Origin of the sequence: Pseudomonas sp. Z3-6 (assembly GCF_051131985.1) — a bacterium.
Classification (GTDB): Bacteria; Pseudomonadota; Gammaproteobacteria; order Pseudomonadales; family Pseudomonadaceae; genus Aquipseudomonas; species Aquipseudomonas zanjanensis.
Genome location: NZ_CP071644.1, coordinates 3,624,528 through 3,650,443 on the forward strand (window position 1 = coordinate 3,624,528; position 25,916 = coordinate 3,650,443).

At 63.4% G+C, this 25,916-nt stretch carries 24 protein-coding genes; 13 read left to right on the top strand and 11 right to left on the bottom strand.

The features are described 5' to 3' along the window. On the top strand, positions 1–447 hold the full coding sequence (gene tolR / locus J3P88_RS16165; RefSeq protein ID WP_186706804.1) for a protein TolR: 447 nt from the start codon (positions 1–3) through the stop codon (positions 445–447). Then, positions 444–1,262, top strand: coding sequence for an energy transducer TonB (locus J3P88_RS16170; RefSeq protein ID WP_434570185.1), 819 nt, complete (start codon positions 444–446; stop codon positions 1,260–1,262). The genes tolR and J3P88_RS16170 overlap by 4 nt, the downstream gene beginning before the upstream one ends. 159 nt (positions 1,263–1,421) lie before the next feature. Here J3P88_RS16170 and J3P88_RS16175 read toward each other — a convergent pair whose 3' ends face one another. Genes J3P88_RS16175 through J3P88_RS16195 form a run of 5 tightly spaced genes read right to left on the bottom strand, consistent with a single transcriptional unit; the run spans position 1,422 to position 6,973 of the window. Further along, positions 1,422–2,318 (bottom strand): helix-turn-helix domain-containing protein, encoded by an 897-nt coding sequence (locus J3P88_RS16175; RefSeq protein WP_186706807.1) that lies wholly within the window; start codon positions 2,316–2,318, stop codon positions 1,422–1,424. A gap of 32 nt (positions 2,319–2,350) precedes the next feature. Continuing rightward, positions 2,351–2,818 (bottom strand): response regulator, encoded by a 468-nt coding sequence (locus tag J3P88_RS16180; RefSeq protein ID WP_053187808.1) that lies wholly within the window; start codon positions 2,816–2,818, stop codon positions 2,351–2,353. Continuing rightward, the gene (locus tag J3P88_RS16185; protein ID WP_434570188.1) at positions 2,815–5,127 is read right to left on the bottom strand and encodes an ATP-binding protein; all 2,313 of its coding nucleotides are present in this window, start codon (positions 5,125–5,127) and stop codon (positions 2,815–2,817) included. Before J3P88_RS16185 ends, J3P88_RS16180 begins: the two co-directional genes overlap by 4 nt. Continuing rightward, positions 5,124–5,792, bottom strand: coding sequence for a response regulator (locus J3P88_RS16190; RefSeq protein WP_411384622.1), 669 nt, complete (start codon positions 5,790–5,792; stop codon positions 5,124–5,126). The genes J3P88_RS16185 and J3P88_RS16190 overlap by 4 nt, the downstream gene beginning before the upstream one ends. Next, entirely contained in the window at positions 5,789–6,973 is a 1,185-nt protein-coding gene (locus tag J3P88_RS16195) for a sensor histidine kinase (protein WP_434576492.1), read from the bottom strand. The genes J3P88_RS16190 and J3P88_RS16195 overlap by 4 nt, the downstream gene beginning before the upstream one ends. Before the next feature lie 171 nt (positions 6,974–7,144). Between J3P88_RS16195 and J3P88_RS16200 the strand changes: the two genes are divergently transcribed. The 4 genes from J3P88_RS16200 (at position 7,145) to J3P88_RS16215 (ending at position 12,036) form a co-directional block, all read left to right on the top strand. Then, a complete protein-coding gene (locus J3P88_RS16200; RefSeq protein ID WP_186706812.1) occupies positions 7,145–7,666 on the top strand; it encodes an SgcJ/EcaC family oxidoreductase in 522 nt (173 codons plus the stop codon). Between the two features lie 215 nt (positions 7,667–7,881). Continuing rightward, the gene (locus J3P88_RS16205; RefSeq protein ID WP_434570191.1) at positions 7,882–8,391 is read left to right on the top strand and encodes a sigma-70 family RNA polymerase sigma factor; all 510 of its coding nucleotides are present in this window, start codon (positions 7,882–7,884) and stop codon (positions 8,389–8,391) included. Continuing rightward, positions 8,391–9,335 carry a FecR domain-containing protein gene (locus J3P88_RS16210; protein ID WP_434570193.1) on the top strand — a complete coding sequence of 315 codons (945 nt, stop codon included), beginning with the start codon at positions 8,391–8,393 and terminating at the stop codon, positions 9,333–9,335. Before J3P88_RS16205 ends, J3P88_RS16210 begins: the two co-directional genes overlap by 1 nt. A gap of 277 nt (positions 9,336–9,612) precedes the next feature. Further along, positions 9,613–12,036, top strand: coding sequence for a TonB-dependent siderophore receptor (locus J3P88_RS16215; RefSeq protein ID WP_434570194.1), 2,424 nt, complete (start codon positions 9,613–9,615; stop codon positions 12,034–12,036). 36 nt (positions 12,037–12,072) lie between these two features. Here the strand turns inward: J3P88_RS16215 and J3P88_RS16220 are convergent, their stop codons facing one another. The 3 genes from J3P88_RS16220 to J3P88_RS16230 all read right to left on the bottom strand — a co-directional run bounded on the left by J3P88_RS16220 (position 12,073) and on the right by J3P88_RS16230 (position 13,883). Continuing rightward, positions 12,073–12,474, bottom strand: coding sequence for a hypothetical protein (locus tag J3P88_RS16220; protein WP_434570196.1), 402 nt, complete (start codon positions 12,472–12,474; stop codon positions 12,073–12,075). Positions 12,475–12,796: 322 nt separating this feature from the next. Further along, positions 12,797–13,276: a DUF1348 family protein gene (locus tag J3P88_RS16225; RefSeq protein WP_434570198.1), complete on the bottom strand. Its 480-nt coding sequence runs from the start codon at positions 13,274–13,276 to the stop codon at positions 12,797–12,799. Positions 13,277–13,319: 43 nt separating this feature from the next. Further along, positions 13,320–13,883 carry a TetR/AcrR family transcriptional regulator gene (locus tag J3P88_RS16230; RefSeq protein WP_434570200.1) on the bottom strand — a complete coding sequence of 188 codons (564 nt, stop codon included), beginning with the start codon at positions 13,881–13,883 and terminating at the stop codon, positions 13,320–13,322. 121 nt (positions 13,884–14,004) lie between these two features. Here J3P88_RS16230 and pssA point away from each other — a divergent pair, with 121 nt between their 5' ends. The 7 genes from pssA (at position 14,005) to J3P88_RS16265 (ending at position 22,284) form a co-directional block, all read left to right on the top strand. Beyond that, positions 14,005–15,348, top strand: a complete 1,344-nt coding sequence (gene pssA / locus J3P88_RS16235) for a CDP-diacylglycerol--serine O-phosphatidyltransferase (RefSeq protein WP_434570202.1) — start codon at positions 14,005–14,007, stop codon at positions 15,346–15,348. Positions 15,349–15,359: 11 nt separating this feature from the next. Continuing rightward, complete coding sequence (locus J3P88_RS16240) at positions 15,360–16,376, top strand: AraC family transcriptional regulator (RefSeq protein ID WP_434570204.1); 1,017 nt, start codon at positions 15,360–15,362, stop codon at positions 16,374–16,376. 337 nt (positions 16,377–16,713) lie between these two features. Next, positions 16,714–18,378, top strand: a complete 1,665-nt coding sequence (locus J3P88_RS16245; protein ID WP_434570206.1) for an AMP-binding protein — start codon at positions 16,714–16,716, stop codon at positions 18,376–18,378. Between the two features lie 16 nt (positions 18,379–18,394). Further along, entirely contained in the window at positions 18,395–19,156 is a 762-nt protein-coding gene (locus J3P88_RS16250) for an SDR family NAD(P)-dependent oxidoreductase (RefSeq protein WP_186705581.1), read from the top strand. A gap of 13 nt (positions 19,157–19,169) precedes the next feature. Next, positions 19,170–20,360 carry an acetyl-CoA C-acyltransferase gene (locus tag J3P88_RS16255; RefSeq protein ID WP_434570208.1) on the top strand — a complete coding sequence of 397 codons (1,191 nt, stop codon included), beginning with the start codon at positions 19,170–19,172 and terminating at the stop codon, positions 20,358–20,360. A gap of 9 nt (positions 20,361–20,369) precedes the next feature. Next, complete coding sequence (locus J3P88_RS16260; protein WP_434570209.1) at positions 20,370–21,497, top strand: acyl-CoA dehydrogenase; 1,128 nt, start codon at positions 20,370–20,372, stop codon at positions 21,495–21,497. A gap of 13 nt (positions 21,498–21,510) precedes the next feature. Then, positions 21,511–22,284, top strand: a complete 774-nt coding sequence (locus tag J3P88_RS16265) for an enoyl-CoA hydratase (RefSeq protein ID WP_024617255.1) — start codon at positions 21,511–21,513, stop codon at positions 22,282–22,284. A gap of 392 nt (positions 22,285–22,676) precedes the next feature. Here J3P88_RS16265 and J3P88_RS16270 read toward each other — a convergent pair whose 3' ends face one another. The 3 genes from J3P88_RS16270 to J3P88_RS16280 form a co-directional block, all read right to left on the bottom strand. Further along, the gene (locus J3P88_RS16270) at positions 22,677–23,828 is read right to left on the bottom strand and encodes an acyl-CoA dehydrogenase family protein (protein WP_411384632.1); all 1,152 of its coding nucleotides are present in this window, start codon (positions 23,826–23,828) and stop codon (positions 22,677–22,679) included. A gap of 3 nt (positions 23,829–23,831) precedes the next feature. Further along, the gene (locus tag J3P88_RS16275) at positions 23,832–24,938 is read right to left on the bottom strand and encodes an enoyl-CoA hydratase/isomerase family protein (RefSeq protein ID WP_434570212.1); all 1,107 of its coding nucleotides are present in this window, start codon (positions 24,936–24,938) and stop codon (positions 23,832–23,834) included. A gap of 134 nt (positions 24,939–25,072) precedes the next feature. Beyond that, complete coding sequence (locus J3P88_RS16280; RefSeq protein ID WP_434570214.1) at positions 25,073–25,780, bottom strand: HPP family protein; 708 nt, start codon at positions 25,778–25,780, stop codon at positions 25,073–25,075. Positions 25,781–25,916 lie beyond the last annotated feature (136 nt).

Genomic DNA, 25,916 nt, shown 5'->3' on the forward strand with positions numbered 1-25,916 from the left:
ATGCTCGTCAAGCCACAACGAAAGCACGGCCCCAAGGCCGAAATGAACGTGGTGCCGTACATCGACGTGATGTTGGTACTGCTGGTGATTTTCATGGTCACCGCGCCGATGCTGACCCAGGGTGTGAAGATCGAACTGCCCAAGGTCGCCAGCGAAGCGTTGGCCACCGACAGTCGCCAGCAAATCCTCACCCTGTCGGTCAAGGCCGAGGGCGGTTACTACTGGAACCTGGGCGGTGAACTGGACACCCATCACCAGACCGACAGTGCCGTTGACCTGGAGCAGATGCGCGCCAAGGTGGCGCAGGTCGTGGCCGAGCGCAGCGATACCCAGGTGTACATCCGTGCCGACGAGCATGCCGATTACGGCCGGGTCGTCGCGGCCATGGCCGCGTTGCAGCAGGGCGGCGTGAGCAACCTGGGACTGGTGACCGAGGCACCGCAATGACGGCGATGATCATGCACAGTCCTTCCTTGAGCGTCCCTGCCCTGGGTCGCAGCTTTTGGAAAAACAGTCTGGCGGCAGGGCTCGCCGTAGCTTTGCACGCCGCGATAGTCGGGTCGTTGGTGTTGGGATGGCGCGTGGAGAAACCCGCCGCCGAAACGCCGCAGGTGCTGCGCACGCAACTGGTGATGCTGCCGGCGGCAGCGGTACCCGAAGCGCTTGTACCGGCGGCTGTGACCCCTGTTGCACCCGCCGCGGTCGAATCTGTCCCGCCACCCATGGACGCGCCGCGCCCTGTCCCCACCAAGCCAGCGGTGGACCCGCGAGTCCAGGCGCAGAAGCTGGAACAGGCGACACTGGCCCGCAAACGGGTCGAGGAGCAAAGGCGCGAGCAACAAGCCCAACAGCAGCAGCGCGAACGCCAGGAAAGCGAACGACGCAGGCAAGACGCCGAGCGGCAGGCTGCCGAACAGCAGCATCAGGCCCGGCAAGCGCAGGAGCTTGCCCAACAACGCCACGCGGAGCAGGCGCGCCAGGCCGCCGCCGACAGCCGCAGCTACCAACCGCTGAGCAAGCAAGCCCCGGATTATCCGCAACGCGCGCTGGACAAGGGCCTGGAGGGCGATTGCACGGTGGAATACAGCGTGATGCCGGATGGGCGGATCGACAGCCCCAAGGTCATCGACGGTTGCCATCCATTGTTCATCCGACCGTCCCTGGCCGCTGCCCAGGGGTTTCGTTATCAGCCACGAATCATCGATGGCAAGGCGGTGACGGTGCCAGCGGTGCGCAATACGTTTCACTACCGGATCAAGTAAGCGCCGTATCTCGACATCGGCCAAGAGCACCCCTGTGGCGAGGGAGCTTGCTCCCGCTCGGTTGCGCAGCGACCGCAAGACTTTGGGACCGCTGCGCGCTGGAGCGCCAGCCCGGTCCAGCGGGAGCAAGCTCCCTCGCCACAGGGGATGTGGTGGTCCTTACTTACGGTAATGACTCGGCGCCACGCCCACTTCGCGGCGGAAGATCTGCGAGAAGTGACTGGCGCTGCCATACCCGACTTCCAGGCCGATATCGATGACGCTGCGCTCGGTTTCCATCAGCAATTGGCGGGCCCGGGCCATTCTCAGCTGGATGAAGTACTGCGAGGGTGAGCGCCCGGTGGCGCGCTTGAACTGGCGGCTGAAGTGGTACTCGCTCAGGTCAATGGCCTGGGCCAGGTCAGCGAGGCAGAAAGGTTCGGCCAGACATTGCTCCATCAAGCCGATGACGCGCTTGAGCTTGAAGGCGGGCAGGGCGTTGCGGCCGGACATGTCCTCGGCCTCGGCATCGAGGTAATGCCGCGCCAAATGCACCGCCACACATTGCGCCACGCCCTGGATCAGCAAGGCACTGGGTTCACCGCGTCGGGTCAACTCTGCCCGAATTTGTTCGAGCAAGGCCGAAAGGACTTCGTCCTGCCCCCCAGAGACCTCCCGCAGCTGAATCGCACCGCTACCGCCGGCTTCGGCAATGGCGCGTTCCAGCAACGCCAGGCCCAAGTACACATGCATGACCACGAACGGCTCAGGGCTGGTCACTTGCCAGCGCATCTCATATGGATCAGGGGAGGTGGTCAGGAAAAAATCCGCGCGGCGCACCGTATTCGCTTCCCACTCGCCGTGGCCGGCGCGTTCCTCGACAATGGCCTCCCCGGATAACACCCAGACGAGCAACGGCTCGGCCACCGCCGGCACGACGACGTGGGCTTCGCTGCGCTCACGGACAAAGATCTCCACCAGGATCTCCTTGCTCGATACGCCGTCGGAAGTGGCCAGGCGTTCGCCGCGAATGTGCGCTTGCAGGCCGTTTGCCGATGTTCGTTCGGTGATTCCCATGCTTCGATGGCCTCGCTGAAACGGCCGCCAGGCTAGGCCGGGTCGGCGGCGGGACGGTGCTGGCGCAACAGTTCGATCTGCTGGGACGGGATCAACTCGCGCAACGCTTTATAGAGCGCGCGGGTTTCCAGCAGGTTCCAGATGCGCAGCATGGTTTCCAGCGCATCCAGGGGTTTGCTGATGAAATCCCGGGCACCGAGGGCCAGGGCCCGCAGGCGGGTGTCACGGGTCGCGTCGGCGGTGAGGACCAGGATCGGCAGGTAATCGTTGGCCGGGATGCGCCTGTTCAGTTGCTCCAGCACGGCAAATCCGTCGAACGCCGGCATGTGCAGGTCGAGGATGACCAAGTCCGGCTCGAAGCTGTTGAACAGGTCCAGCGTGCGCAACGGTTCGGTGCTGCTCAGCACGTTGTGCAACCCTTCGCGGGCCAGCAGTTGCTCCATCAGGTCCAGGTTGGGGCGCTGATCGTCGACGATCAGAATGCGCAAGTCGCGATTCATGCGGGCTCCGGTAGATAGTGTTCGAGGTGGCCGAGGAAGGCCTGGATATGGATAGGTTTGGTCAGGATCGCCGTGGCCCCGGCGTCACGCAGGGCACGATGGGTCAGGTCGCTGGCATCGGCGGTGATCATCAGCACGGGCGTGGCCGCAGTGGCCGGGGACTGGCGCAGGCGCCGCAGAACTTCCAGGCCTTCCAGGTCCGGCAGGGTGACGTCCAGCAGGATCAGTTGCGGGCTGTGCTGGCGGGCCAGGTCCAGGCCCATCTGGCCTTGCATGCTCGACAATAACTGGATGCCGGGCCGACGCTGCATCAGGGTCTCGATCAATGCGAGGCTCGACAGGTTGTCTTCGATGCAGAGGATTTTGCCGTGATAGTCCACGGGGGCGCGCGTCACGGCCAAGGCGGCGATGGGTGGCAAGTGCGTGCCGATCACCTGGGTGGCGGGCAGTTGCAGGGTAAAGCAACAGCCGTGCCCGGGCTCACTGTGGACCTGCAGGTTGCCCAGCATCATCTCCAGCAGGTTCTTGCTCAAGGACAAGCCAAGTCCGGTGCCTTCGACCTGCGGATCGGCGCCCAGGCGTTCGAAGGGTTTGAACAGTTGGCCCAGCTGTTCCGGGGCGATGCCATGGCCGGTATCGTGGACGGCGATGCTCACCTGATGGGGCTGGACGCTCACTTCGATGCGCACCTCGCCGCCGGGTCGGTTGTACTTGATGGCGTTGGACAACAAATTGAGCAACACCTGTACCAGGCGCTGGCGGTCGGCAAGCACACCGCTGTCGTCGGGCAGTGCGGGTAGGTCGACCAAGTGGATTCCGGCGTCTGCGGCCATGGGTGAAACCAGCGTCAAGGCTTCGTGCAGCACCGTCGCCAGGGCGATCGGTTCGATGTTCAAGGGCAGGCGCCCGGCCTCGATCCGGGCGATGTCCAGCACCTCGTTGATCAACGCCAGCAAGTGCTGGCCGGCCCGCAGGATGTGGCTGACCTGGGGGCGTTGACCGGCGGTGGAATCCATGTCCAGCAGTTGCGCGAAACCGAGGATGGCGTTCAAGGGCGTGCGCAGCTCGTGGCTCATGCGCGACAGGAACTCGCTCTTGGCCCGGCTGGCGCTTTCCGCTTCCTCGCGGGCGGTGCGCAAGGCGATTTCGGCGGCGCGTCGGTCGGTGATGTCGCGGGTGATCTTGGAAAAACCGCGCAACGCGCCCGTGGCATCGTATTGGGCAGTGATGACCACGCTGGCCCAGAAGCGGCTGCCGTCCTTGCGACAACGCCAGCCTTCTTCCATGTAGTGGCCGTCGCGGGTGGCTTCGCGCAGGGCCAGGTCCGGGTGCGCCGGGCATTCCTCGGGCAAGTAGAACAGGGAGAAATGCTGGCCGAGGATTTCCTGCTCGGTGTAGCCTTTGATCCGCTGCGCGCCAGCGTTCCAGGTGGTGACGTAGCCTTGGGCATCCAGGGCGAAGATCCCGTAGTCCTTCACGCCGTCGATGATCAGCCGCAGGCGTTCTTCGTTATCGCGCAGGGCCCGCTCGCGTTCGGCGAGCAACTGCCCGGCCTCCACCAGGCGCGTGCCGAGTTGGCCGATTTCATCCTGCTCCGGCGGTTGTGGCAACAACGGTTGGCCCAAGGCCAGGCGCTGGGCGTTGCCTTGCACCTGCTGGACCCGGGCGACGATGCCCTTGGACAGGAACAGCACCGCAACGATGGCCCCCAGCAACCCGCACACCGCCGCCAGCAGCGTGGCGAACAACAGCCGCATGCGCGTGGCCGAGGCAGCGGCGCTGCGCTCGGCCAGCAGGCCATCCTCGCGTATGCGCATGGCGCTGATCTGCTCGCGCAGCACGTCCAACACCTGTTTGTTTTCGATCAGGATCGCGGTGATGGCCTCGGGGTCGTCGCGCTTGCCGTTGCGCAACGCGAGCAAACCGTCGAGCTTGTCGGCGATCAGCGGGGTGATAGTCTTGAGATGCTCGCGCATCCTGGCATCGCGAATGTTCTGGTCCAGGCGTTGCAACGCAGCCTGGATCAGCGGCGTGGCCTGCTCGTAGCTGGGCAGGAAGTCTTCGCGCCGGGTCAGCAGGTAACCACGCACGCTGGCCGCAGCCTCGGCCAGCAGGGTATGGACCGTCTGGATATCACCCTGGACCAGCAGCACCCGGCGCACGTCTTCTTCGGCCCGGGCGGTCTGGCGTTCGGTGATATAGATCAGCACCAACGACAGCAGCAGAACCACCAGGGGCAGGGAAATCACCACCAGGGCCTTGCCCCGCAACGGCAGGTCGGCCCAGCGGCGGGCGGCGAGAAACCTCATGGCCATTGCCCGGCGGGTTGCGCCACCAATCCGAGGGCCACGCCGCGCACGGCGGCCTGGGTCCGGTCGGCGGCGCCCAGCTTGCCGATGACGCGCTCGACATGGGCCTTGGCGGTGCCGGGGGCGATGCCCAGTTTTTCACCGATTTCACGATTGCTGAAACCGCTGGCCACCAACCCCAGTACCTGGCGCTCGCGGGCGGTCAGGGCCTGGACCTGTGGGGCGTTACCGGCACCGCGCTCGGCCATGCGGCGCAGCAGGCGCGCGCTGACCGAGCTGTTCAGCGCCTCGTCGCCTTGGGCGACCCGCTTGAGGGCGTCGAGCACTTCATCGCGACTGGCATCCTTGAGCAGGTAGCCGACCGCACCCGCACCGATGGCGGCTTCGAGGTGGTCGGGGCTGTCATCCATGGTGAAGATCACCACTTTGATCCCGGGCTGGCGCTGCTGCAGGATCCGCGCCGCGCCGAGGCCGTTGAGGACGGGCATGCGGATGTCCAGGATCGCGATGTCCGGTTGTAGCCGCTCGCACAGGTCGAGGGCCTCTTGACCGTCGCGGGCCTGGCCGACGACCTCGAATCCGGGGCTGTCGGCGAGCATGCTGATAAAACCGGTGCGGGTCACTTCGTGGTCATCGGCCAGCAGCAGGCGCAAAGGGCGGTTCATGGCTGTACTCCCGGGGACGGTAGCGGCACGCTGGCGAGCAAGCGGGTGCCACCGCCGGGTTGGCTGCAACAGGCCAGATGGCCCCCCAGCAAGTTGGCGCGCTCCTGCATGGCGGCCAACCCCAGGTGGCAGCTGCCGTTGGTCTCGACGGGTTGTTCCAGGGCAAAGCCACGCCCATCGTCTTCCACTCGCAGGCACGCGTGGCCATCTTTCACCGCCAGCCCCAAGTGCACATGGCTGGCCTGGGCGTGCTTGAGGATGTTGTTGATACCCTCCTGGGCGATGCGAAACAGGGCGATCTCGGTGTTCCCCGGCAGGCGCGCGCTGCTGTGCTCGGCCCAGCTTACGCTCAGGCCCGCGTCGCGCAGGCGATCGGCTTCCTTGTCGACGGCTTTGTACAGGCCGAAATCATCCAGCACGTGAGGACGCAGGCCCCCGATCAACTGCCGCCCCTCGCCGACGCAGCCCTGGGCCAGGTCGAGGATGGCCTGCAACTCGCTCGCCAGCGCCGGTGGCAGGGATGGACAGCGACCGGCGAAACCCTGCAAACGCTGGTGCAACCCGGCCAGGTTTTGCGCCAGGCCGTCGTGCAGGTCGTAGGCCACGCGCTTGCGTTCGTCTTCCTGGGCGCTGAACAAGCGGTGGACCAACTCGGACATGGTCCGCTCGCGGGCTTGCAGGGCTTCGACCAGGCGACTGTTTTCCAGATGCGCCGCCAACAGCGTCGCCAGCAATTGCAGCGACTCGATGTCTTCGTTGTCTGGCGCGCCGAGGGCGACGCTGTTGCCCAGCAGCAAGGCCCCGAACGTCACGCCATCGGAGGTCCGCAATGGAATCCGCAGGACCTGGGGCAGGGTGCTGCCGGGGGATTCGAGCCAGTGCGGGCCGGGTGTCTGTGGCTGGGCCAGCGTGGCGAGCAGGTCGACGCGTTCCGCGCTGCCGTGGCTGGCGAGGGTGCGCAAGGTGTTGTCCGGCGCCCACTCCAGCAGCAGGCCATGGTCCATCGCCATGAACGCGCACGCCCGTTGCAGTGCCCGCTGACGCATGGCCGGCAGCGGCAACTGCATCAGTTCATGGCCGGTGCCCAGCAACAGCCCCAGGCGCGCCGCGCGGCTTTGCGACTGGCGATACTGACTGCGGATGGCCAGGGCACTGCCGGGATCATGGGGTGGGCTTTGCATGGGGAACTCCAGCGTGAAAAAGATCGGACGGTTCGCGGTGGCGCCATTAAAACGTGTCACCGGCAACGGGCCTATCTGCCGAATGGCATAGGCGATTGGCACCGGTTGGCCGATGGCGAAGGTGGGGAAGGCCGGCAAAGTGGGCTCATTGAAACCCAAAGGAGCCTTCTGATGAAAATGAAAACCTGTGCCATCGCTGCTTTTTTCCTGCTGACCGCGCCGCTTGTCCAGGCTGTCGAGGCCACACCCTACGTGTATCGCACCGTGGCCGAACAGCCCAAGAACGTGAATGATCGGGAAATCGCCGCACTGTTCGACCGCTGGAACGCCGCGCTGCAAACCGGTAGCGCCACCGCCGTGACCGGTCTCTACGCCCCGGATGCGATTTTGCAACCGACCGTTTCCAACAAGGTGCGCAATACGCCGGCGCTGATCCAGGATTACTTCGAGCACTTCCTGGCGGGCAAGCCGGTGGGGCAAATCAACTACCGCGAGATCCGTCACCTGGGGCCTGACGCGGCGATGGACAGTGGTGTCTATACCTTCACCCTGACCCAGGCCGATGGTTCCAAGCGCGAAGTCCAGGCGCGCTACACCTTCCTTTACGAGCGCCTCGATGGCCAGTGGAAGATCATCAACCACCACTCTTCGGCCATGCCGGAAGTGCCGAAGACGTTGCATGCCAGTCACTGATGACACTGGCTCGCAAAAGACCTGCCTGCTCCCACAAAAACTCCCACAGGGCAGGGTGTTTCTGAATTCCCCTGTGGCAGGGAGCTTGCTCCCGCTGGGCTGCGTAGCAGCCCCAACAATCCCCTTTTAGACACACTTTGCATAAACAACTTGGATTCATGCGCGAACATTAATTAGAATCAGTCTCATTTAAGACCTTGCGCAGGCTTCTGGACATGTGTGATGCAGTTACGCCGACGGAGCAATCCTTCCATGCGTTGTACCGTGACCACGGGAGTTGGCTGGAAGGCTGGTTGCGACGGCGCATGGGCAATGCCTGGGATGCGGCGGACCTGCGCCAGGATACCTTCCTGCGGGTGCTTTCCAGCGCCCAGCCTTTGGCTGACTTGCAAGAACCCCGGGCTTACCTGCTGACTGTCGGCAAGCGCCTGCTGAGCAACTTCTACACCCGACGCAATCTGGAGCAGGCGTACCTCGACGCGTTGGCGAACCTGCCTGAAGCCTGCGCGCCGTCGCCGGAACAGCGTTGGCTGCTGCTGGAAACCCTGCAAGCCCTGGACGAATTGCTCGATGGCCTGCCGCCCTTGGTGCGGCGGGCTTTTTTATGGAGTCAGCTCGAAGGCCTGGGTTATCGCGAGATCGCCGAGCGCTTGCAAGTCTCCGAGCGCACCGTGAAGCGCTACATGGCCCAGGCCTACGAGCATTGCCTGTTGGTGGACTTCTGATGTCGTCGACGCCATCACCCGAGGCCCGTGAAGCGGCACGGGCGGCTGCCCGCTGGTTGACCCTGATGGAATTCGACGGGGATACGTTCGACTCGGCGGCCCTGCAACGCTGGCGCGACAGCAGCGCTCACCACGAGGCGGCGTGGCAGAAGGCCCAGCGATTGCGCCAGCGCTTTGCCGGGGTGCCAGCCTCTCTGGGCATGGCGACCCTGGACCGTCCGGCGCTGGCCCGGCGCGCGGTGCTCAAGCGTGCATTGGGCGTCGCTGCATTGGTCCCGGCTGCCTGGCTGTTGGGGCGAGAGCTGCCGTTGGAGGTCTGGCGCGCCGACTTGCACACCGCCACGGGGGAGCAACGGCGCTGGACGCTGGTCGATGGCAGTGCGCTGCAACTGAACACCGACAGCGCCGTCGACCTGGATCTCAACGCTCGGCGCCTGGTGTTGGTGCGCGGTGAAATGGCCCTCAAGCTCGCCGGGAGCATGCCGCTGTCCGTTCAGTCCCCCTATGGGCTCATCACCCTCAATCGTGGCGAAGTCTGCCTGCACTTGGGTGAGGGCGACTGCCGGGTGTCGGTGCTCAGCGGCTCGGCGCAACTGCAACCCTTGCGCGGGCCTTCGCTGAACTTGGAAGAGGGCCAGCAGGTCAACTTCCAGGCATCAGGCGCGGGGCCGGTGCGGGCGTTCGATGTGGCCCAGCTGGGTTGGCGTGACGGGGTACTGGTTGCGCAGGACCAGCCGCTAGGGCATTTCCTGCGGGAGCTGGACCGTTATCGTGCTGGCGTTTTGCGCTGGGACGAAACCCTGGAACCGCTGCGAATCACTGGCAGCTTCCGCCTGGACAACACTGATCGAATCCTCACGCTGCTTGCCGCCAGCCTGCCGTTGGACGTGCACATGCGTACTCGTTACTGGGTGACGTTGACGCCGCGCAAAAAACTGGCCTGAGGCCGGTACGCAATAAAGACGAGTAGTCATACCCTTGTGGCGAGGGAGCTTGCTCCCGCTGGGTTGCGCAGCAACCCCAAACCAGCCCCCGTGGTGTGTCAGGTTGATGTTATTCGCTTCATTTTGGGGGCGCTTCGCACCCCAGCGGGAGCAAGCTCCCTCGCCACAGATGGGGGTGGCTTTGCACGTTTCGCCAGGAATCGAGCCTGAGGCCTGTCCCCTTTTTTTGTCTCGCTTGTCATTCAAGGCAACTGAACAAAAACGAGAGCGCTTTCCAATGTCCGCAGTTGTACCGTTGCGTTTGCGCCCGGCCTTTGCCGGCTGGCGTCCGCTGTTGAACCTGAGCCTCATGCTGAGCCTGGGTGCCAGCCCTTTTTTCATCTCATCGAGCCAGGCCGAAGAAGCCGTCCGGCGCAGTTACCAGGTGCCTGCTGGCAGCCTTAGCGCGGCGTTGACCCGGTTTGCCGGGCTGGTCGGGGTCAACCTCTCGGTGGACCCAGCCTTGGTGAGCGGGCGCAACAGCGCCGGGCTCTCGGGGGAGTTTGGTGTGGAAGAGGGGTTTGCCCGGCTGTTGCGAGGCTCGGGCCTGCAATTGCAGCCGGTGGGGGAGCAGGCGTACATCCTGATGCCAGCGCCGGAAGGCGGCAGCCTGCAACTGGCACCCACCTCGATTTTCGGCGCCGCGGCGTCGACGGACAGTCCGGTGTATGCCGGCGGCCAGGTGGCACGGCGCGGTTCCCAAGGCTTGCTGGGCTCGCGGGATTTCATGGAAACGCCGTTCAGCATGACCACCTACACCAGCACTACGGTCAAGAACCAGCAGGCGCGGACCCTGGGCGACCTGATCGCCAGCGATCCTTCGGTCCGCGCCACCAACCCGGCGGGCGGACGCTACGAGCAGTTCACCATTCGTGGGTTCAGCCTGTTCAACAGCGATGTCGCCTACAACGGCCTCTACGGCATCCTGCCGACCTACACCATCGATATGGAGATGGCCGAACGCGTCGATATCCTCAAGGGGCCGAGCCAGCTCATCAACGGTGTCTCGCCGCGGGGCAGCGTGGGGGGCGGGATCAACGTGGTGCCCAAGCGCGCCACCGACAAGCCCATCACCTCATTTACCGGTAGCTACGCCTCCAATAACCAGCTGGGCGGGGCGGTGGATGTCGGTCGGCGCTTTGGTGAGGAGGACAAGTTCGGTATCCGCTTCAACGGCGTGAAGCAGGCGGGCGACACCGAATGGGATCACCAGAGCGTGGACCGCGAGATGGCGGTGCTGGGCCTGGATTTTCGCGGGGAACGCCTGCGACTGTCGACCGACATTGGCCACACCGAGCGTAACACCGACGCGCCCCAGGAACGTGTGCAGGTTGCCGACGTCGCGCCAGTGCCGCATGCCAGCGATGTAGATCGTAACTACGCGCAGCCTTGGAGCAAGGCGCGTACCAAAGATACCTTCGGCGCGGTGAATGCCGAATTCGATGTCAACGACACCGTCATGCTGTACGGCGGCGTGGGGGCGCGCAAAAGCAATCATGAGTTCCTTCGGCATGCCGTTTCGGTCCTCAATGAGGCTGGAGATTTTCGCGTCCAACCCCGAGATTTCACCCGCGACGAGAATGTCCGCACGGCCAATGCTGGGGCGCGAAACTGGTTTCATACGGGTCCGGTAAGCCATGAGGTCAACCTGGTCGCCAGCTATTTCTACATGGACTTCACCAATGGCGGCGCTCGCTATGGTCAGTCCAACAGCAATCTGTATGATCCAGTGGAAACACCGACTCCGAGTGTAATCACCCGGCCTGATCCCAAGGTCTATACCGAGAACCACTTCAGTGGAGTGGCGTTGTCGGACACATTGGGCTTCTTCGATGACCGACTGCTGCTGACCCTTGGTGCCCGCTGGCAGCGAGTCGAAGTTGACGACTGGTCGAACGGCGTCAAAGGCCGTACTGCCTACGACGAAGAAAAGGTTTCCCCGTCGGGCGGCATCCTGTTCAAGGCGACAGACAAGCTGTCGCTGTATGCCAACTACATGGAAGGTCTGAGCCAGGGCAAGGTCGCGCCGTCCACCTCGGTGAATGAGGATGAGATTTTCCCACCGTTCATCAGCCGTCAGGTCGAGGTGGGCGCCAAGTACGACGCCGGCCCGTTCGCCGTCACCGCCGCGGTGTTCCGGATCAAGCAACCGGCCTACGCGACTGACGCCACGACTCGCGTCTTCGGCCCCAACGGCAAGCGCGAAAACACCGGCGTCGAATTGAGCGTGTTCGGCGAACCGCTGAAGGGCACCCGCTTGCTCGGCGGTGTGATGTTCATCGACAGCGAACTGACCGACACCACCAATGGCGCATTCGATGGCAACCGTGCACCGGCCACGCCCAAGTACAACGTCAACCTCGGTGCCGAATGGGACGTGCCGACTGTCCAGGGCCTGACATTGACCAGCCGAGGCATCTACTCCAGCGCGCAGTACCTGGACCAGTCCAACACCAAGGAAATCGATGCCTGGACGCGTTTCGACGTGGGCGCTCGCTACGGCTTCAAGATCGACGAGAAGAACATCACCCTGCGGGCCAACATCGAAAACTTGGCCGACAAGCGCTATTGGAGCTCGGCCGGTGCGTCGGATGACAGTGAGCCTGGGCTGACGCTGTCGACCCCGCGCACCTACCTGCTGTCCGCGACGGTGGATTTCTAAGTCGACGTGCCGCTCCAGGGAGGGAGCTGCCCAGGTTCAGGTATCGCGAAACAGGTCGTGGGCATCCAGCAGTCGCCAGGCGATCTCGGGGCGTTTTTCCAGGCCGCGGCGGATGGCGGCAGGGATCGACTGGCGGATCTTGCGACACAGGCCGGGCTGGTCCTGGAATTCGATGGCGATGCCGCGCATGGTCCGCACTTCGTTGTAGCCGGGCTCGACGCTCAAGCGGATACCCAGGTTCTCGTACAAGCGATGTTGCAGGCGCTGGAGTTCATCGAGGCTCTGGATGTTCTCCAAGCGTTCGAGCAGGCGTTTTTCTTCCTGGCGGTTCAGGCACAGGATGCGCAGGTCGCTGCCGGGCGCTTGCAGCAACGCATCACGCCCGCAATCGCAGACGCCGGGCGGGCAGGGGGGACGGATCGGAATCGACGCGGTCATGGGCTCCACAAAAAATGCTGCACAACGAAACAGCAGGCTTATCGCCGACCCAGGCAATGTGATGCCTGGCGGCATGTGGGTCAAGCCTGTTGGAGCGGCCGCTGGTCTGGCGCTGCTGTGCACTCCACAGCGCTATTGTGGGAGCGGGCTTGCTCGCGAAAGCTGTGTATCAGTTTGCAGTGATGTTGGATGTGCCGGCCTCTTCGCGAGCAAGCCCGCTCCCACAGGGGATCCAAGTCGGACACAACAGGTGTGTTCGCAAAAATCCAAATTGTGGGAGCTTGCTCGCGATGGGTGGTTCAGTTGGCGACATGCCAGGGAACTACAACCCCAACTCAGACAACCCCGGATGATCATCCGGCCGGCGACCCAGGGGCCAATGGAACTTGCGCTCGCTTTCCTTGATCGGCATGTCGTTGATGCAGGCGTAGCGGTTGGACATCAGGCCTTGCTCGTCGAACTCCCAGTTTTCGTTGCCGTAGGAACGGAACCAGTTGCCCGAGTCGTCGTGCCATTCATAGGCGTAGCGCACGGCGATGCGGTTATCGGTGAAGGCCCAGAGCTCCTTGATCAGCCGATAATCCAACTCCTTGGCCCACTTGCGGGTCAGGAATGCCTTGGCTTCTTCGCGGTTATGGGCGAATTCGGCGCGGTTGCGCCATTGGGTATCCAGTGTGTAGGCCAGGGATACTTTTTGTGGGTCGCGAGCGTTCCAGCCATCTTCGGCCAGGCGAACTTTCTCGATCGCCGATTCACGGGTGAACGGCGGCAACGGCGGACGAACTTCAGAAGAGGCAGACATGGCGGATCTCCAGTGAGGTGATGAATTGCACAGGGCTTACGGGTCAGGCGTGTAACAACTTCTTCAACATGTCCTGGGCGTGGTCAGCCGCGCTGTGGTCGCCCATGACCAGCGCCACGGTAATCGCGCCATCGATCAGGATCAGCAGTTGGCGGGCCAGGGCATCCGGGCTCTCGACACCTTGTTCGACACACAGCCGGGTCACGTAGTCGAGCAACTTCTGTTTGTGCAACTTCGCCACCTGGCGGACCGGATCTTGCGGATCACCGGTTTCGCCGCTGGTATTGATGAAGGCACAGCCACGAAACCCCTCACTGTCAAACCAGCCCTTGAGCACGGTGAACAGGTTGAGCAGCCGTGCGGTGGGGGTGGGCGCCTTGTCCACCTCGGTGATGAACCATTGCATCCAGCGCTCGTCCCGTCGCTTGAGGGCGGCCACGGTCAGGTCGTCCTTGTTGGCGAAGTAGCGATAGACACTTTTCCTGGAGACGCCGGCGGTTTTCACCAGAAGGTCCATGCCGGTGGCAGCGATGCCACTTCTATAGATCAACTTTTCGGCGACATCGAGGATGATGTCTCGTGTTTCATTACCAGTGATATCGTTCATGAATTGAAAGTAGAATGATCGTTCTCCTTGGTCAAGTCTTTTTTTCTTGACGACAGGAAGACCCGAACCCATCCATGGTGTAAGCTCATCCGTTCTTCGGAATCGACCTTTTGCGAGCCCTATGCCGTCGCTCTTCAAACGCTCCCTGCTGCCCAAGCTGCGCAGCTTTGCACTGACCGCCGACGCGGTGACCATCCTCGATGGCGCTGCTCAATTCCGCCGTTGCCTGCTGGAGAAAATCGCCCAGGCCACCCAGCGCATCTACATCGTCGCCCTGTACCTGCAACAGGACGAGGCTGGCCAGGAAATCCTCGATGCCCTGCATGCCGCCAAAGCGGCGCGTCCGGAACTGGACGTGGTCGTGGTGGTGGACTGGCTGCGGGCCCAGCGCGGGCTGATCGGCGCCAAGAAGCAGCCGGGCAACTCGGCGTGGTACCAGGAGCAGACCCGCACCCATGCCAGCGAAGTGCCGATCTACGGCGTGCCGGTGCAGACCCGCGAGTTGTTCGGCGTGCTGCATCTGAAAGGTTTCGTGATCGATGACTGCGTGCTGTACAGCGGCGCCAGCCTGAACAACGTGTACCTGCACAAGTTCGACAAATACCGCTACGACCGCTATCACCTGTTGCAGAACACGGCATTGGCCGATTCGATGCACCACCTGGTGCAGCATGGCCTGGTCACTTCCCGGGCCGTGCATCGCCTGGACCTGCCGAACCTGCCCAGCACCCGCAGCTTGCGCAAGGACATCGGTGACCTGCGCAGTCGCTTGAAGTACGCGACCTATGACACCAGCGCCGGCAGCCTCGACAAAAGCGGCCTGTCAGTGAGCCCATTGCTGGGCGTGGGCAAGAACAATACCCTGAGCCGGGTGATCGGTGAGCTGATCGCCAGCAGCCGCCAGCAACTGACGATCTGCACCCCGTATTTCAACCTGCCCCTGGCCGTGACCCGGGAGCTCAACCGCGCCCTGGCCCGCGGGGTCAAGATCGACATCATCGTCGGTGACAAGACCGCCAACGACTTCTACATCCCGCCAAGCGAGCCGTTCAAGATCATCGCGGCGCTGCCCTACCTCTACGAAATCAGCCTGCGCCGCTTCGCCAAGCGGCATCAGCGGGCGATCGACAGCGGTCAATTGAACCTGCACTTGTGGCGCGACGGGGACAACACCTATCACCTCAAGGGCATGTGGGTCGACGAGCGCTACACCTTGCTGACCGGCAACAACCTCAACCCCCGGGCCTTTCGCCTGGACCTGGAAAACGCGCTGTTGCTGGACGACCCCAAGGGCGAGCTGCTTGCGCCGCGCCAGGCCGAACTCGAGCAGATATACCGCCACACCCAGCGGATAGAGCGTTACCTGGACCTGGAAACCCTGCCGGACTACCCCGAGGCCGTGGCCAGGTTCCTGAAAAGGGTCAGCCGGGTGCGGATCGAACGGCTGCTCTACCGGATCCTGTGAACATCCGCGCCATGTCGGAAAAAGACACCATTTCCATCCAGCTGGTACGGGAGGCGCTGCTGCAAAGCTGCGCCCCCGGAGCCGCTACCGATGAGGTCCTGAGCAAGGTCGGCATAGCCCCGGCGCTGCTCGACGATCCCCAGGCGCGGGTCCCGGCCCATGCCTATGCGCGGCTCTGGCGTTTACTGGCCCGGCGGTTGGATGACGAGTTTTTCGGCATGGACCCGCGCAAGCTCAAGTCCGGCAGCCTGGCGTTTCTCTGCCAGTGCGCCATGGCCCAGCCCACGCTGGCGACGAGTTTGACGGCGGGGCTGGGGTTTCTGTCGCTGATGCTCGAACACCTGCCGGCTCAATGGGTGCGCCAGCAAAGCCTGGCGGAGATCGTGCTGCTGGAAGATGACCAGGCGCCGCGCCGGGCCTTTACTTATTTCACCTACTGGATGATCGTCCATGGCGTGGCCTGTTGGCTGGCCGGGCGGCGTATTCCCATTCTGTCCGTCGAACTGCGCTGCCCGGCGCCGGATTTCTGCGACGACTACCGCGTGATGTTTTCCCAGAACCTGCGCTTTGACCGGCCACGCACGCGGATGATTTTCGCTGCAGAATGCCTCGACCTGCCTATCCGGCGCAACGCCGATGAGCTCAAGCGCTTCCTGGCCCAGGCCCCGGCCAACATCCTGGTCAAATACCGCAACCCGCAAAGCCTGGCCAGCCGCATCCGCCACGACCTGCGGCAACTGCCCGCCGACCAGTGGCCGGAAACCGAGGCCCTGGCCCATCAGTTGTGCGTGTCCGCCTCGACCCTGCGTCGACGCCTGGCGGAAGAGGGCCAGACCTACCAAGGGCTCAAGGACAGCGTGCGCAAGGACCTGGCGATCACCTGGCTGGCCGAGCCCTCCATCAGCTTCGTCGAAATCGCCTCACGCCTGGGTTTCGCCGATGCCAGTTCCTTCTACAAGGCGTTTCGCAAATGGTCCGGGTCCAACCCGGGGCATTATCGCAGCCTGATTCTCAACGAGACCGACTGACCTATTGCCGGGTCGCGCCGGATCCTGTGGGAGCGGGCTTGCTCGCGAAGAGGCCGGCAAATCCAACATCCTTGTGGCTGACACACCGCTTTCGCGAGCAAGCCCGCTCCCACACGGATATCAGGGTGGTCACAGAATCGAGGCTCCGCCATAAATCATTGTGGGAGCGAGCCTGCTCGCGATAGGGCCATTACAGGCAACACATCCCTCCAACCATGGCCAAACCAGTCAAGCAACTTGATGGCTTTGACCATTGCCGCCACCGCCCTTCGGCGCGAGTATTTACCCGCTCTTCAAGGTTCCCCCACCCAATAAAAAGTACAGAGGGATTCTGGTCATGCGCGATTATTCGTCCGCCACGTCGCAGTTCGATTACCTGCACACCGTCAACGCCGCACTGCACGGCTCGCTCGAGGCGCTCAATGCCTGCGTCGAGTGTTGCGATCGGCATGCGTTGCCGGGGCGCATCGCCTTGTTCTGGGAGGGCCGTGACGGCAGCGAGGCCACCTGGACGTACCGCGACCTGCAGGACAACGCCGCGCGGTTCGCCAATTTCCTGCGTGCCCAAGGCGTCGGCAAGGGTGACAAAGTGGCCGGCCTGCTGCCGCGCACCGCTGAACTGCTGATCGTGGTCCTCGCCACCTGGCGTATCGGCGCGGTGTATCAACCGTTGTTCACTGCGTTCGGCCCCAAGGCCATCGAGCACCGACTCGGCAGCTCGGGCGCGCGCGTGGTCGTCACCGATGCCGTCAACCGTCCCAAGCTCAACGAAGTCGCCGGTTGCCCCACCGTCGTGACGGTCGGCGGCGAAAAGGGCCAGGGCATCGTGCACGGCGACTACAGTTTCTGGGCCGAAGTGGCGAATCATTCCAGCCAATGCGAACCGCTGATGCTCACCGGTGAAGACCCGTTCCTGCTGATGTTCACCTCTGGCACCACGGGGCCTGCCAAAGCGCTGTCGGTGCCGCTCAAGGCCATCGTGGCGTTCCAAAGCTACATGCGTGACGCGGTGGACCTGCGCCCGGAAGACGCCTTCTGGAACGTCGCCGACCCGGGTTGGGCCTACGGCATCTATTTTGGCGTGACCGGACCGCTGGCCATGGGGCATCCGATCACCTTCTACGATGGCCCGTTCACCCTCGAAAGCACCTGCCGGATCATCAACAAATACGGCATCACCAACCTGACCGGCTCGCCCACGGCCTATCGCTTGTTGATCGCCGGCGGCGAGCAGTTCGCCCGCTCGATCAAGGGCAAGCTGCGCATCGTCAGCAGCGCCGGCGAGCCGTTGAACCCCGAGGTGATCCGGTGGTTTGCCGACAACCTCAGCGTGGTGATCCATGACCATTACGGCCAGACCGAACTGGGCATGGTGCTGTGCAATCACCATGGGCTGGAGCATGCCGTTCACCTGGGCGCCGCCGGTTTCGCCTCGCCGGGACATCGCATCGTCGTGCTGGATGAAAACCAGCGCGAACTGGGCGTAGGCCAGCCGGGCATTCTCGCGGTGGACCGCAGCCAGTCGCCCATGTGCTGGTTCGCCGGTTACGAAGGCGGACCGACCAGGGCTTTCGTCGGTGACTACTACCTCAGTGGCGACACCGTGGAGCTGAACCCGGACGGCAGCATCAGCTTCGTCGGCCGCAGCGACGACGTGATCACCACCTCCGGTTACCGGGTCGGTCCGTTCGATGTGGAAAGCGCGCTGATCGAACACCCAGCCGTCGTGGAAGCGGCGGTAATCGGCAAGCCGGACCCGGAGCGTACCGAGTTGGTGAAGGCCTTCGTGGTGCTCGGCGCCCAATACCGCGCCTCACCGGAGCTGGCCGAGGAGTTGCGCCTGCACGTGCGCCAGCGCTTGGCGGCCCATGCCTATCCCCGTGAAATCGAATTTGTCAGCGACTTGCCGAAAACCCCAAGCGGTAAGTTGCAGCGCTTTATCTTGCGCAACCAGGAAATCGCCAAGGTTCAAGAGACTTTGGCGCAGAACGTTTCAGCTTGAATCCAAGGAAACCATGATGCAGATCGACAACAAGATTTTCCTCGTCAGCGGCGGTGCTTCCGGCCTAGGCGCGGCCACCGGTGAAATGCTGGTCAAGGCCGGCGCCCAGGTGATGCTGGTGGACCTCAACGCCGACGCCGTAGCCGCCCAGGCGCAAAAACTGGGTTGCCAGAGCGTGGTGGCCGATATCAGCAACGAGGCGGCGGCTGAAGCGGCGGTCAAGGCCACGGTCGATGCGTTCGGTGGTCTGAATGGCTTGGTGAATTGCGCCGGTATCGTGCGCGGCGAGAAGATCCTCGGCAAGAACGGCCCCCACGCACTGGCCAGCTTCAGCCAGGTGATCAATGTCAACCTGATCGGCAGCTTCAACCTGCTGCGCCTGGCCGCCGCGGCCATTGCCGAAACCGAGGCCAACGCGGACGGCGAGCGCGGGGTGATCATCAACACCGCTTCCGTGGCGGCCTTCGACGGGCAGATCGGCCAGGCGGCTTACGCGGCCTCCAAAGGCGCCATCGCCAGCCTGACACTGCCGGCCGCTCGTGAGTTGGCGCGCTTCGGTATTCGGGTAATGACCATTGCGCCGGGAATTTTCGAAACCCCGATGATGGCCGGCATGACCCCGGAAGTGCGCGACTCCCTGGCCGCCGGCGTGCCGTTCCCACCGCGCCTGGGCAAACCTTCCGAGTACGCGGCGCTGGTCAGGCATATCATTGAAAACAGCATGCTCAACGGCGAGGTGATCCGTCTCGACGGCGCCTTGCGTATGGCAGCCAAATAAGTCAGGAGGATTCATGATGTCCAACGATCCTATTGTTATTGTCAGCGCCGTCCGCACCCCCATGGGCGGTTTCCAGGGCGAACTGAAAAGCCTCACCGCGCCACAACTGGGTGCCGCCGCCATCAAGGCCGCCGTGGAGCGTGCCGGTGTCGCGCCGGAGGCGGTTGAAGAGGTGCTGTTCGGTTGCGTGCTCGCCGCCGGCCAAGGCCAAGCCCCGGCGCGTCAAGCCGCGCTGGGCGCCGGGCTCGACAAGTCGACCCGCTGCACCACGCTCAACAAGATGTGCGGTTCGGGCATGGAAGCGGCAATCCTGGCCCATGACATGCTCATCGCCGGCAGTGCCGAGGTGGTGGTGGCCGGCGGCATGGAGAGCATGTCCAACGCGCCGTACCTGCTGGACCGTGCCCGCAGCGGTTACCGCATGGGCCATGGCCGGGTGCTTGACCACATGTTCCTCGACGGCCTGGAAGACGCCTACGACAAAGGTCGGCTGATGGGCACCTTCGCCGAAGATTGCGCCGAGGCCAACGGTTTCAGCCGCGAGGCCCAGGACGCCTTCGCCATTGCCTCCACCACCCGCGCCCAGCAGGCGATCAAGGACGGCAGTTTCGACGCCGAGATCGTGCCGTTGCAGGTCATGGTCGGCAAGGAACAAGTGACCATTCGCCACGACGAGCAGCCACCGAAAGCGCGGATCGACAAGATCGCCTCGCTCAAGCCGGCGTTCCGCGACGGCGGCACGGTGACTGCAGCCAACGCCAGTTCCATTTCCGATGGCGCCGCCGCCCTGGTGCTGATGCGCCAAAGCCAGGCAGCCGAGCGTGGCCTCAAGCCGTTGGCGGTGATCCACGGTCACGCGGCGTTCGCCGATACCCCGAGCCTGTTTCCCACTGCGCCGATTGGCGCCGTGAAGAAATTGATGCAAAAGACCGGATGGTCGCTGGATCAAGTCGATCTGTTTGAGGTCAACGAAGCCTTCGCCGTGGTGGGGCTGGTGATCATGGACAAGCTGGAAATCGCCCATGACAAGGTCAACGTCCACGGCGGTGCCTGTGCGTTGGGCCACCCGATTGGCGCGTCTGGCGCACGGATCCTGGTGACGCTGCTGTCGGCCCTGCGCCAGAAAGGCTTGAAGCGCGGCGTCGCGGCGATCTGCATCGGCGGCGGCGAAGCCACGGCCATGGCCGTCGAATGCTTGTATTAAGGAATCACCATGCTCCCGACTGAAGAACAGACCCAAATCCGTGACATGGCCCGGCAGTTCGCCGAGGAGCGGCTGAAACCGTTCGCTGCCGAATGGGACCGTGAACACCGTTTCCCCCGGGAAGCCATCGGCGAAATGGCCGAACTGGGCTTTTTCGGCATGCTGGTGCCGGAGCAGTGGGGCGGTTGTGACACCGGTTACCTGGCCTATGCCATGACCCTGGAGGAAATCGCCGCTGGCGATGGCGCATGCTCGACCATCATGAGCGTGCACAATTCGGTGGGCTGCGTGCCGATCCTCAAGTTCGGCACCGATGAGCAGAAGACGAAATTCCTCACGCCCCTGGCCAGCGGCGCGATGCTGGGCGCGTTCGCCCTGACCGAGCCCCAGGCCGGGTCGGACGCCAGCAGCCTGAAGACACGGGCGCGGCTGGAGGGTGATCATTACGTGCTCAACGGTTGCAAGCAGTTCATCACCTCCGGGCAGAACGCCGGGGTGGTGATCGTGTTCGCGGTGACCGATCCGAGCGCCGGCAAGCGGGGCATCAGTGCCTTCATCGTGCCGACCGATTCGCCGGGCTACAGCGTGGCGCGGGTGGAAGATAAACTCGGCCAGCACGCGTCCGACACCTGCCAGATTCTGTTCGAGGATGTGAAGGTGCCGGTGGGTAATCGCCTGGGTGAGGAGGGCGAGGGCTACAAGATCGCCCTGGCCAACCTGGAAGGCGGCCGGGTGGGCATCGCGGCGCAAGCGGTGGGCATGGCCCGGGCCGCGTTCGAAGCGGCGCGGGACTATGCGCGGGAACGCTCCAGTTTCGGCAAGCCGATCATCGAGCATCAGGCCGTGGCGTTCCGCCTGGCGGACATGGCGACCCAGATCGCCGTGGCCCGGCAAATGGTGCATTACGCCGCCGCCCTGCGGGACAACGGCCAGCCAGCATTGATGGAAGCGTCCATGGCCAAGCTGTTCGCCTCGGAAATGGCCGAGAAGGTCTGCTCCATGGCGTTGCAGACGCTGGGCGGTTACGGTTACCTCAATGATTTCCCGCTGGAGCGCATCTACCGCGACGTGCGGGTCTGCCAGATCTATGAAGGCACCAGCGACATTCAGCGCATGGTCATTTCGCGCAATCTTTGAACAGGAGTCCTGCATGAGCTACGAAACGATTTTATTGGAGATCAAGGACCGCGTCGGCCTGATCACCCTCAACCGTCCTCAGGCCTTGAACGCCTTGAATGCGCAGATCGTCAGCGAGCTGAACCAGGCGCTGGACAGCCTGGAGGCGGACCCGAAGATTGGCTGCATCGTGCTGACCGGTTCGAAAAAGGCCTTCGCCGCCGGGGCCGACATCAAGGAAATGGCTGAGCTGACCTACCCACAAATCTACCTGGACGACCTGTTCAGCGACAGCGACCGCGTGGCCAACCGCCGCAAGCCGATCATCGCCGCGGTGAACGGTTTTGCCTTGGGCGGTGGCTGCGAGCTGGCGTTGATGTGTGATTTCATTCTGGCCGGGGACAATGCCAAGTTCGGCCAGCCGGAAATCAACCTCGGCGTACTGCCGGGCATGGGCGGCACCCAGCGCCTGACCCGTGCGGTGGGCAAGGCCAAGGCCATGGAAATGTGCCTGACCGGACGTTTCATCGACGCGGTGGAAGCCGAGCGTTGCGGCATCGTCGCGCGGATCGTACCGGCCGATGAACTGCTGGACGATGCGCTGAAAACCGCAGCGTTGATCGCCTCCAAGTCGGTGCCCATTAGCATGATGGTCAAGGAAAGCGTCAACCGCGCCTTTGAAGTCAGCCTGTCTGAAGGCGTGCGTTTCGAACGCCGGGTATTCCATGCGGCGTTTGCGACGCAGGACCAGAAGGAAGGCATGGCGGCGTTCGTGGCCAAGCGTGCGGCGGAGTTTCAGGACAAGTAATGCGGCGTTGCTGTTGACGCTTTCGCGAGCAGGCTCGCTCCCACAGTGGATCGGTGGTGTACGCAGCATTGGTGCACGCCGTCAACCCCTGTGGGAGCTGGGCTTGCCCGCGATAGCGGCGGTACATTCGGCATTGTTGTGACAGATGCACCGCTTTCGCGAGCAAGCTCGCTCCCACAGTGGATCGGTGGTGTACGCAGCATTGGTGCACGCCACTAACCCCGTGGGAGCGAGCCTGCTCGCGAAGACGACGGTACATACAGCACTGTTGTGACAGATGCACCGCTATCGCGAGCAGGCTCGCTCCCACAGTGGCTTTGGGGCGTACGCAGTATTTGCGTACGCCGCTGAACCCTGTGGGAGCGAGCTTGCTCGCGATGCTTTTCCTGCCGCTACACCAGGTAGTGTTTCAGTTCCCGGGCGATGACCATCCGCTGTATCTCGCTCGACCCTTCGTAGATCTGGGTAATCCGCGCGTCGCGGTAGTAGCGTTCTACTGGGTAATCCTCGAGATACCCGTACCCGCCGTGAATCTGTATGGCCGAGGAGCAAACCTTTTCGGCCATTTCCGAGGCGAACAGCTTGGCCTGGGAGGCTTCCGACAGGCACGGCTTGCCGGCGCTGCGCAGCCGGGCGGCGTGGAGAATGAGCAGGCGGGTGGCGTTGATGCGGGTGTGCATGTCGGCCAGCAGGTTGGCGATGCTCTGGTGCTCGATGATCGGCTTGTCGAACTGGACACGATCACGGGCGTAGGCCAGCGCCGCTTCAAACGCTGCGCGGGCGATGCCCAGGGCTTGCGCCGCGATGCCGATGCGGCCGCCTTCCAGGTTGGACAGGGCAATGGCCAAGCCCTTGCCACGCGCGCCCAGCAGATTGGCCTCGGGGATGGTGCAATTGTTCAAGGTAACCGCGCAGGTGTCCGAGGCGCGGATGCCCATCTTGTGTTCGGTGCGATCGACGATGAATCCCGGCGTATCGGTAGGCACCAGGAACGCCGAAATACCTTTTTTGCCCAGTTCCGGATCGGTCACGGCAAACACAATCGCCAGTTTCGCCCGCTTGCCGTTGCTGACGAACTGCTTGGCGCCATTGATCACCCACTGGCCATCGCGCAGTTCGGCCCGGGTGCGCAGGTTATGGGCTTCGGAACCGGCCTGGGGCTCGGTCAGGCAGAAGCAGCCAATGGCCTGGCCACTGGCGAGCTCCGCCAGCCACGTCTGCTTCTGTTCATCGGTGCCGAAATTCAGCACCGGCCCGCAACCCACCGAGTTGTGGATGCTCATCAGCGCCCCGGTGGCACCGTCGCCCGCGGAGATTTCCTCCACCGCCAGGGCATAGGCCACGTAGTCGACATAGGTGCCGCCCCATTCTTCCGGCACCACCATCCCCAACAGGCCCAGTTCGCCCATCTTCGCCACCAGGCCGTCGTCGATCCAGCCGGCTTTTTCCCAGGCCTGGGCATGGGGGGCGATTTCACCACGGGCGAAATCCCGGGCCATGTCGCGGATCATCACTTGTTCTTCGGTCAGTTCGAGGTCGTGCATGGCTCAGTTCCCGTGGTCGTCGAAGCCGTCGAAGAAACTCGCCACATGGTCGGCGTCCAGCGCCTCCAGGGTCGGCGGGTTCCAGCGCGGGTTCTTGTCTTTGTCGATCAGCAAGGCGCGCACGCCTTCGATCAGGTCTCCGCGTTCGAACCATTGCCGGTCCAGGTGCAGCTCCAGGGCAAAACAGTCTTCCAGGTTCAAATGCCGGCCGCGCCGCAGCATTTGCAGGGTCACGGCCATGGCCAGGGGCGAGCGGCTGTCCAGCAGGTCGGCGGTCTTCACCGCCCATTCATGACTGTTGGCGACGGTGACCTGGCGCAACTGCTCGACCATGCTCGGTACGTCGGGCAGGGCAAAGAAATGGTCGATGGCTGGGCGCAAGTCGGCCAGGGGCGGGGCAGGGAGCTGTTGCTGGCCGAGCTTGGCCAGCAGGCTTTGCAGATCCTTGAGCGGCGTGTCGTGCCATTCCAACCGATCGAGACGCTCGTCCAGTTGCTTAAGCTTGCGGCTGTCGAGGTACCAGTCGGCGAGCCCGCAGTACAACGCGTCGGCGGCGCGGATCTGTACGCCGCTGACCCCCAGGTAGATCCCCAGCTCACCGGGAATGCGCGACAGGAAATAACTGCCGCCGACGTCGGGGAAATAACCGATGGCGACTTCTGGCATGCCCAGGCGACTGCGTTCGGTCACGACCCGCAGGTCGGCGCCTTGCACCAGGCCCATGCCGCCGCCCAGCACGAAGCCGTCCATCAAGGCGAGGATCGGTTTGCGGTAGTGGTGGATCGTCAGGTCGAGGGCGTATTCCTCGACGAAGAAATCTTCGTGCAGGGTATCGCCTTGTTTGTGACTGTCGTATAGCGAGCGGATATCACCGCCGGCGCAGAACGCTTTGTCACCGGCGCCACGCAGTATTACGGCGCGGATCTGTGGGTCGAGTGCCCACGTATCGAGTTGTTGTTGCAAGCTGCGCACCATGCCCAGGGTCAGGGCATTGAGGCCGGCGGGGCGGTTCAGGGTCAAGTGGCCGACGTGATTGCGAACGTCGACCAGCACCTCATGGGCCACGACTTCGATGGTTTCCGCAGCTTGGGATGAAACCTGAGCTGTCATCGCTAACTCCCTGCTTTTATTGTTTTTTATGAATTGTGTCGCGCGTACCCGATCAGGATCGTACCAGTGCAAATTTGCCTTGCACAACCGGGATACGTGCAGGTCCTGTCTGCATATTTATAGCAGTCACAGGCTCAACCGCGACTTGAAAGGACCTCCGTGATGCTGCGGCGCTTGGCATTTCGCTCGCTGACGTGGATGAGTTGTTCCAGATCTTCCGGGGTGACGTCGAAGAATGCCTCCATTTCCGCCAAGGCCAATTTCAGGTCTTCGGCGGTGATGGCCTGGCGGTCGACGGGAGGGTGGTCAGCCGGTATGACGGCCACCGGTTCGCTGGCGCGCTTGGGATAGCGCACCCGCGTCAGGTTGTTGTAGGCCAGCGCAAAGATGAGCAACCCGGAGCCGGCCAGCATGGCCGCGCCGACCGCCTGCCAGTCCAGGGCAACGATAGACGGATCCGCCAGCACCAACGTCGCCGCCAGGGCACCGGCCGGCGGGTGCAGGCAACGCAGCCAGCACATCAGCACCAGCGCCATGCCGGCCGCCAGGCAGGCGCTGCCCAGCGTACGCCCCAGGACATGGGCCACCAGCAGCGCCACGACCGACGCGCACAGGTAACCCCCGACAATCGACCACGGCTGCGCGAGGGCGCCCGATGACACGGCAAACAACAGCACGGCCGAAGCACCGAGGGGCCCGATCAGGTGTTGTGCCACCTCCAGGCCAAAGACCTGGCCACATAACCAGACACTGAACAGGGTCCCCAATGCCATGCCGATGGCGGCGCGGCTCCATTCGGTGGGACGGGTATTGATAGCGGCGGGGATCCAGCGAGAAAACATTAAGCGAAAATCCAAAAAACGAACAAAAAAAGGGGCTTACGGGGAGGTCCCAGAAAGCCCTTTAAGTGTTCCAACAGTTGGGGGAGGAACGGTGCACAGTGTGCCGGTCACAACCCTCGCTTACAAATTCATATTA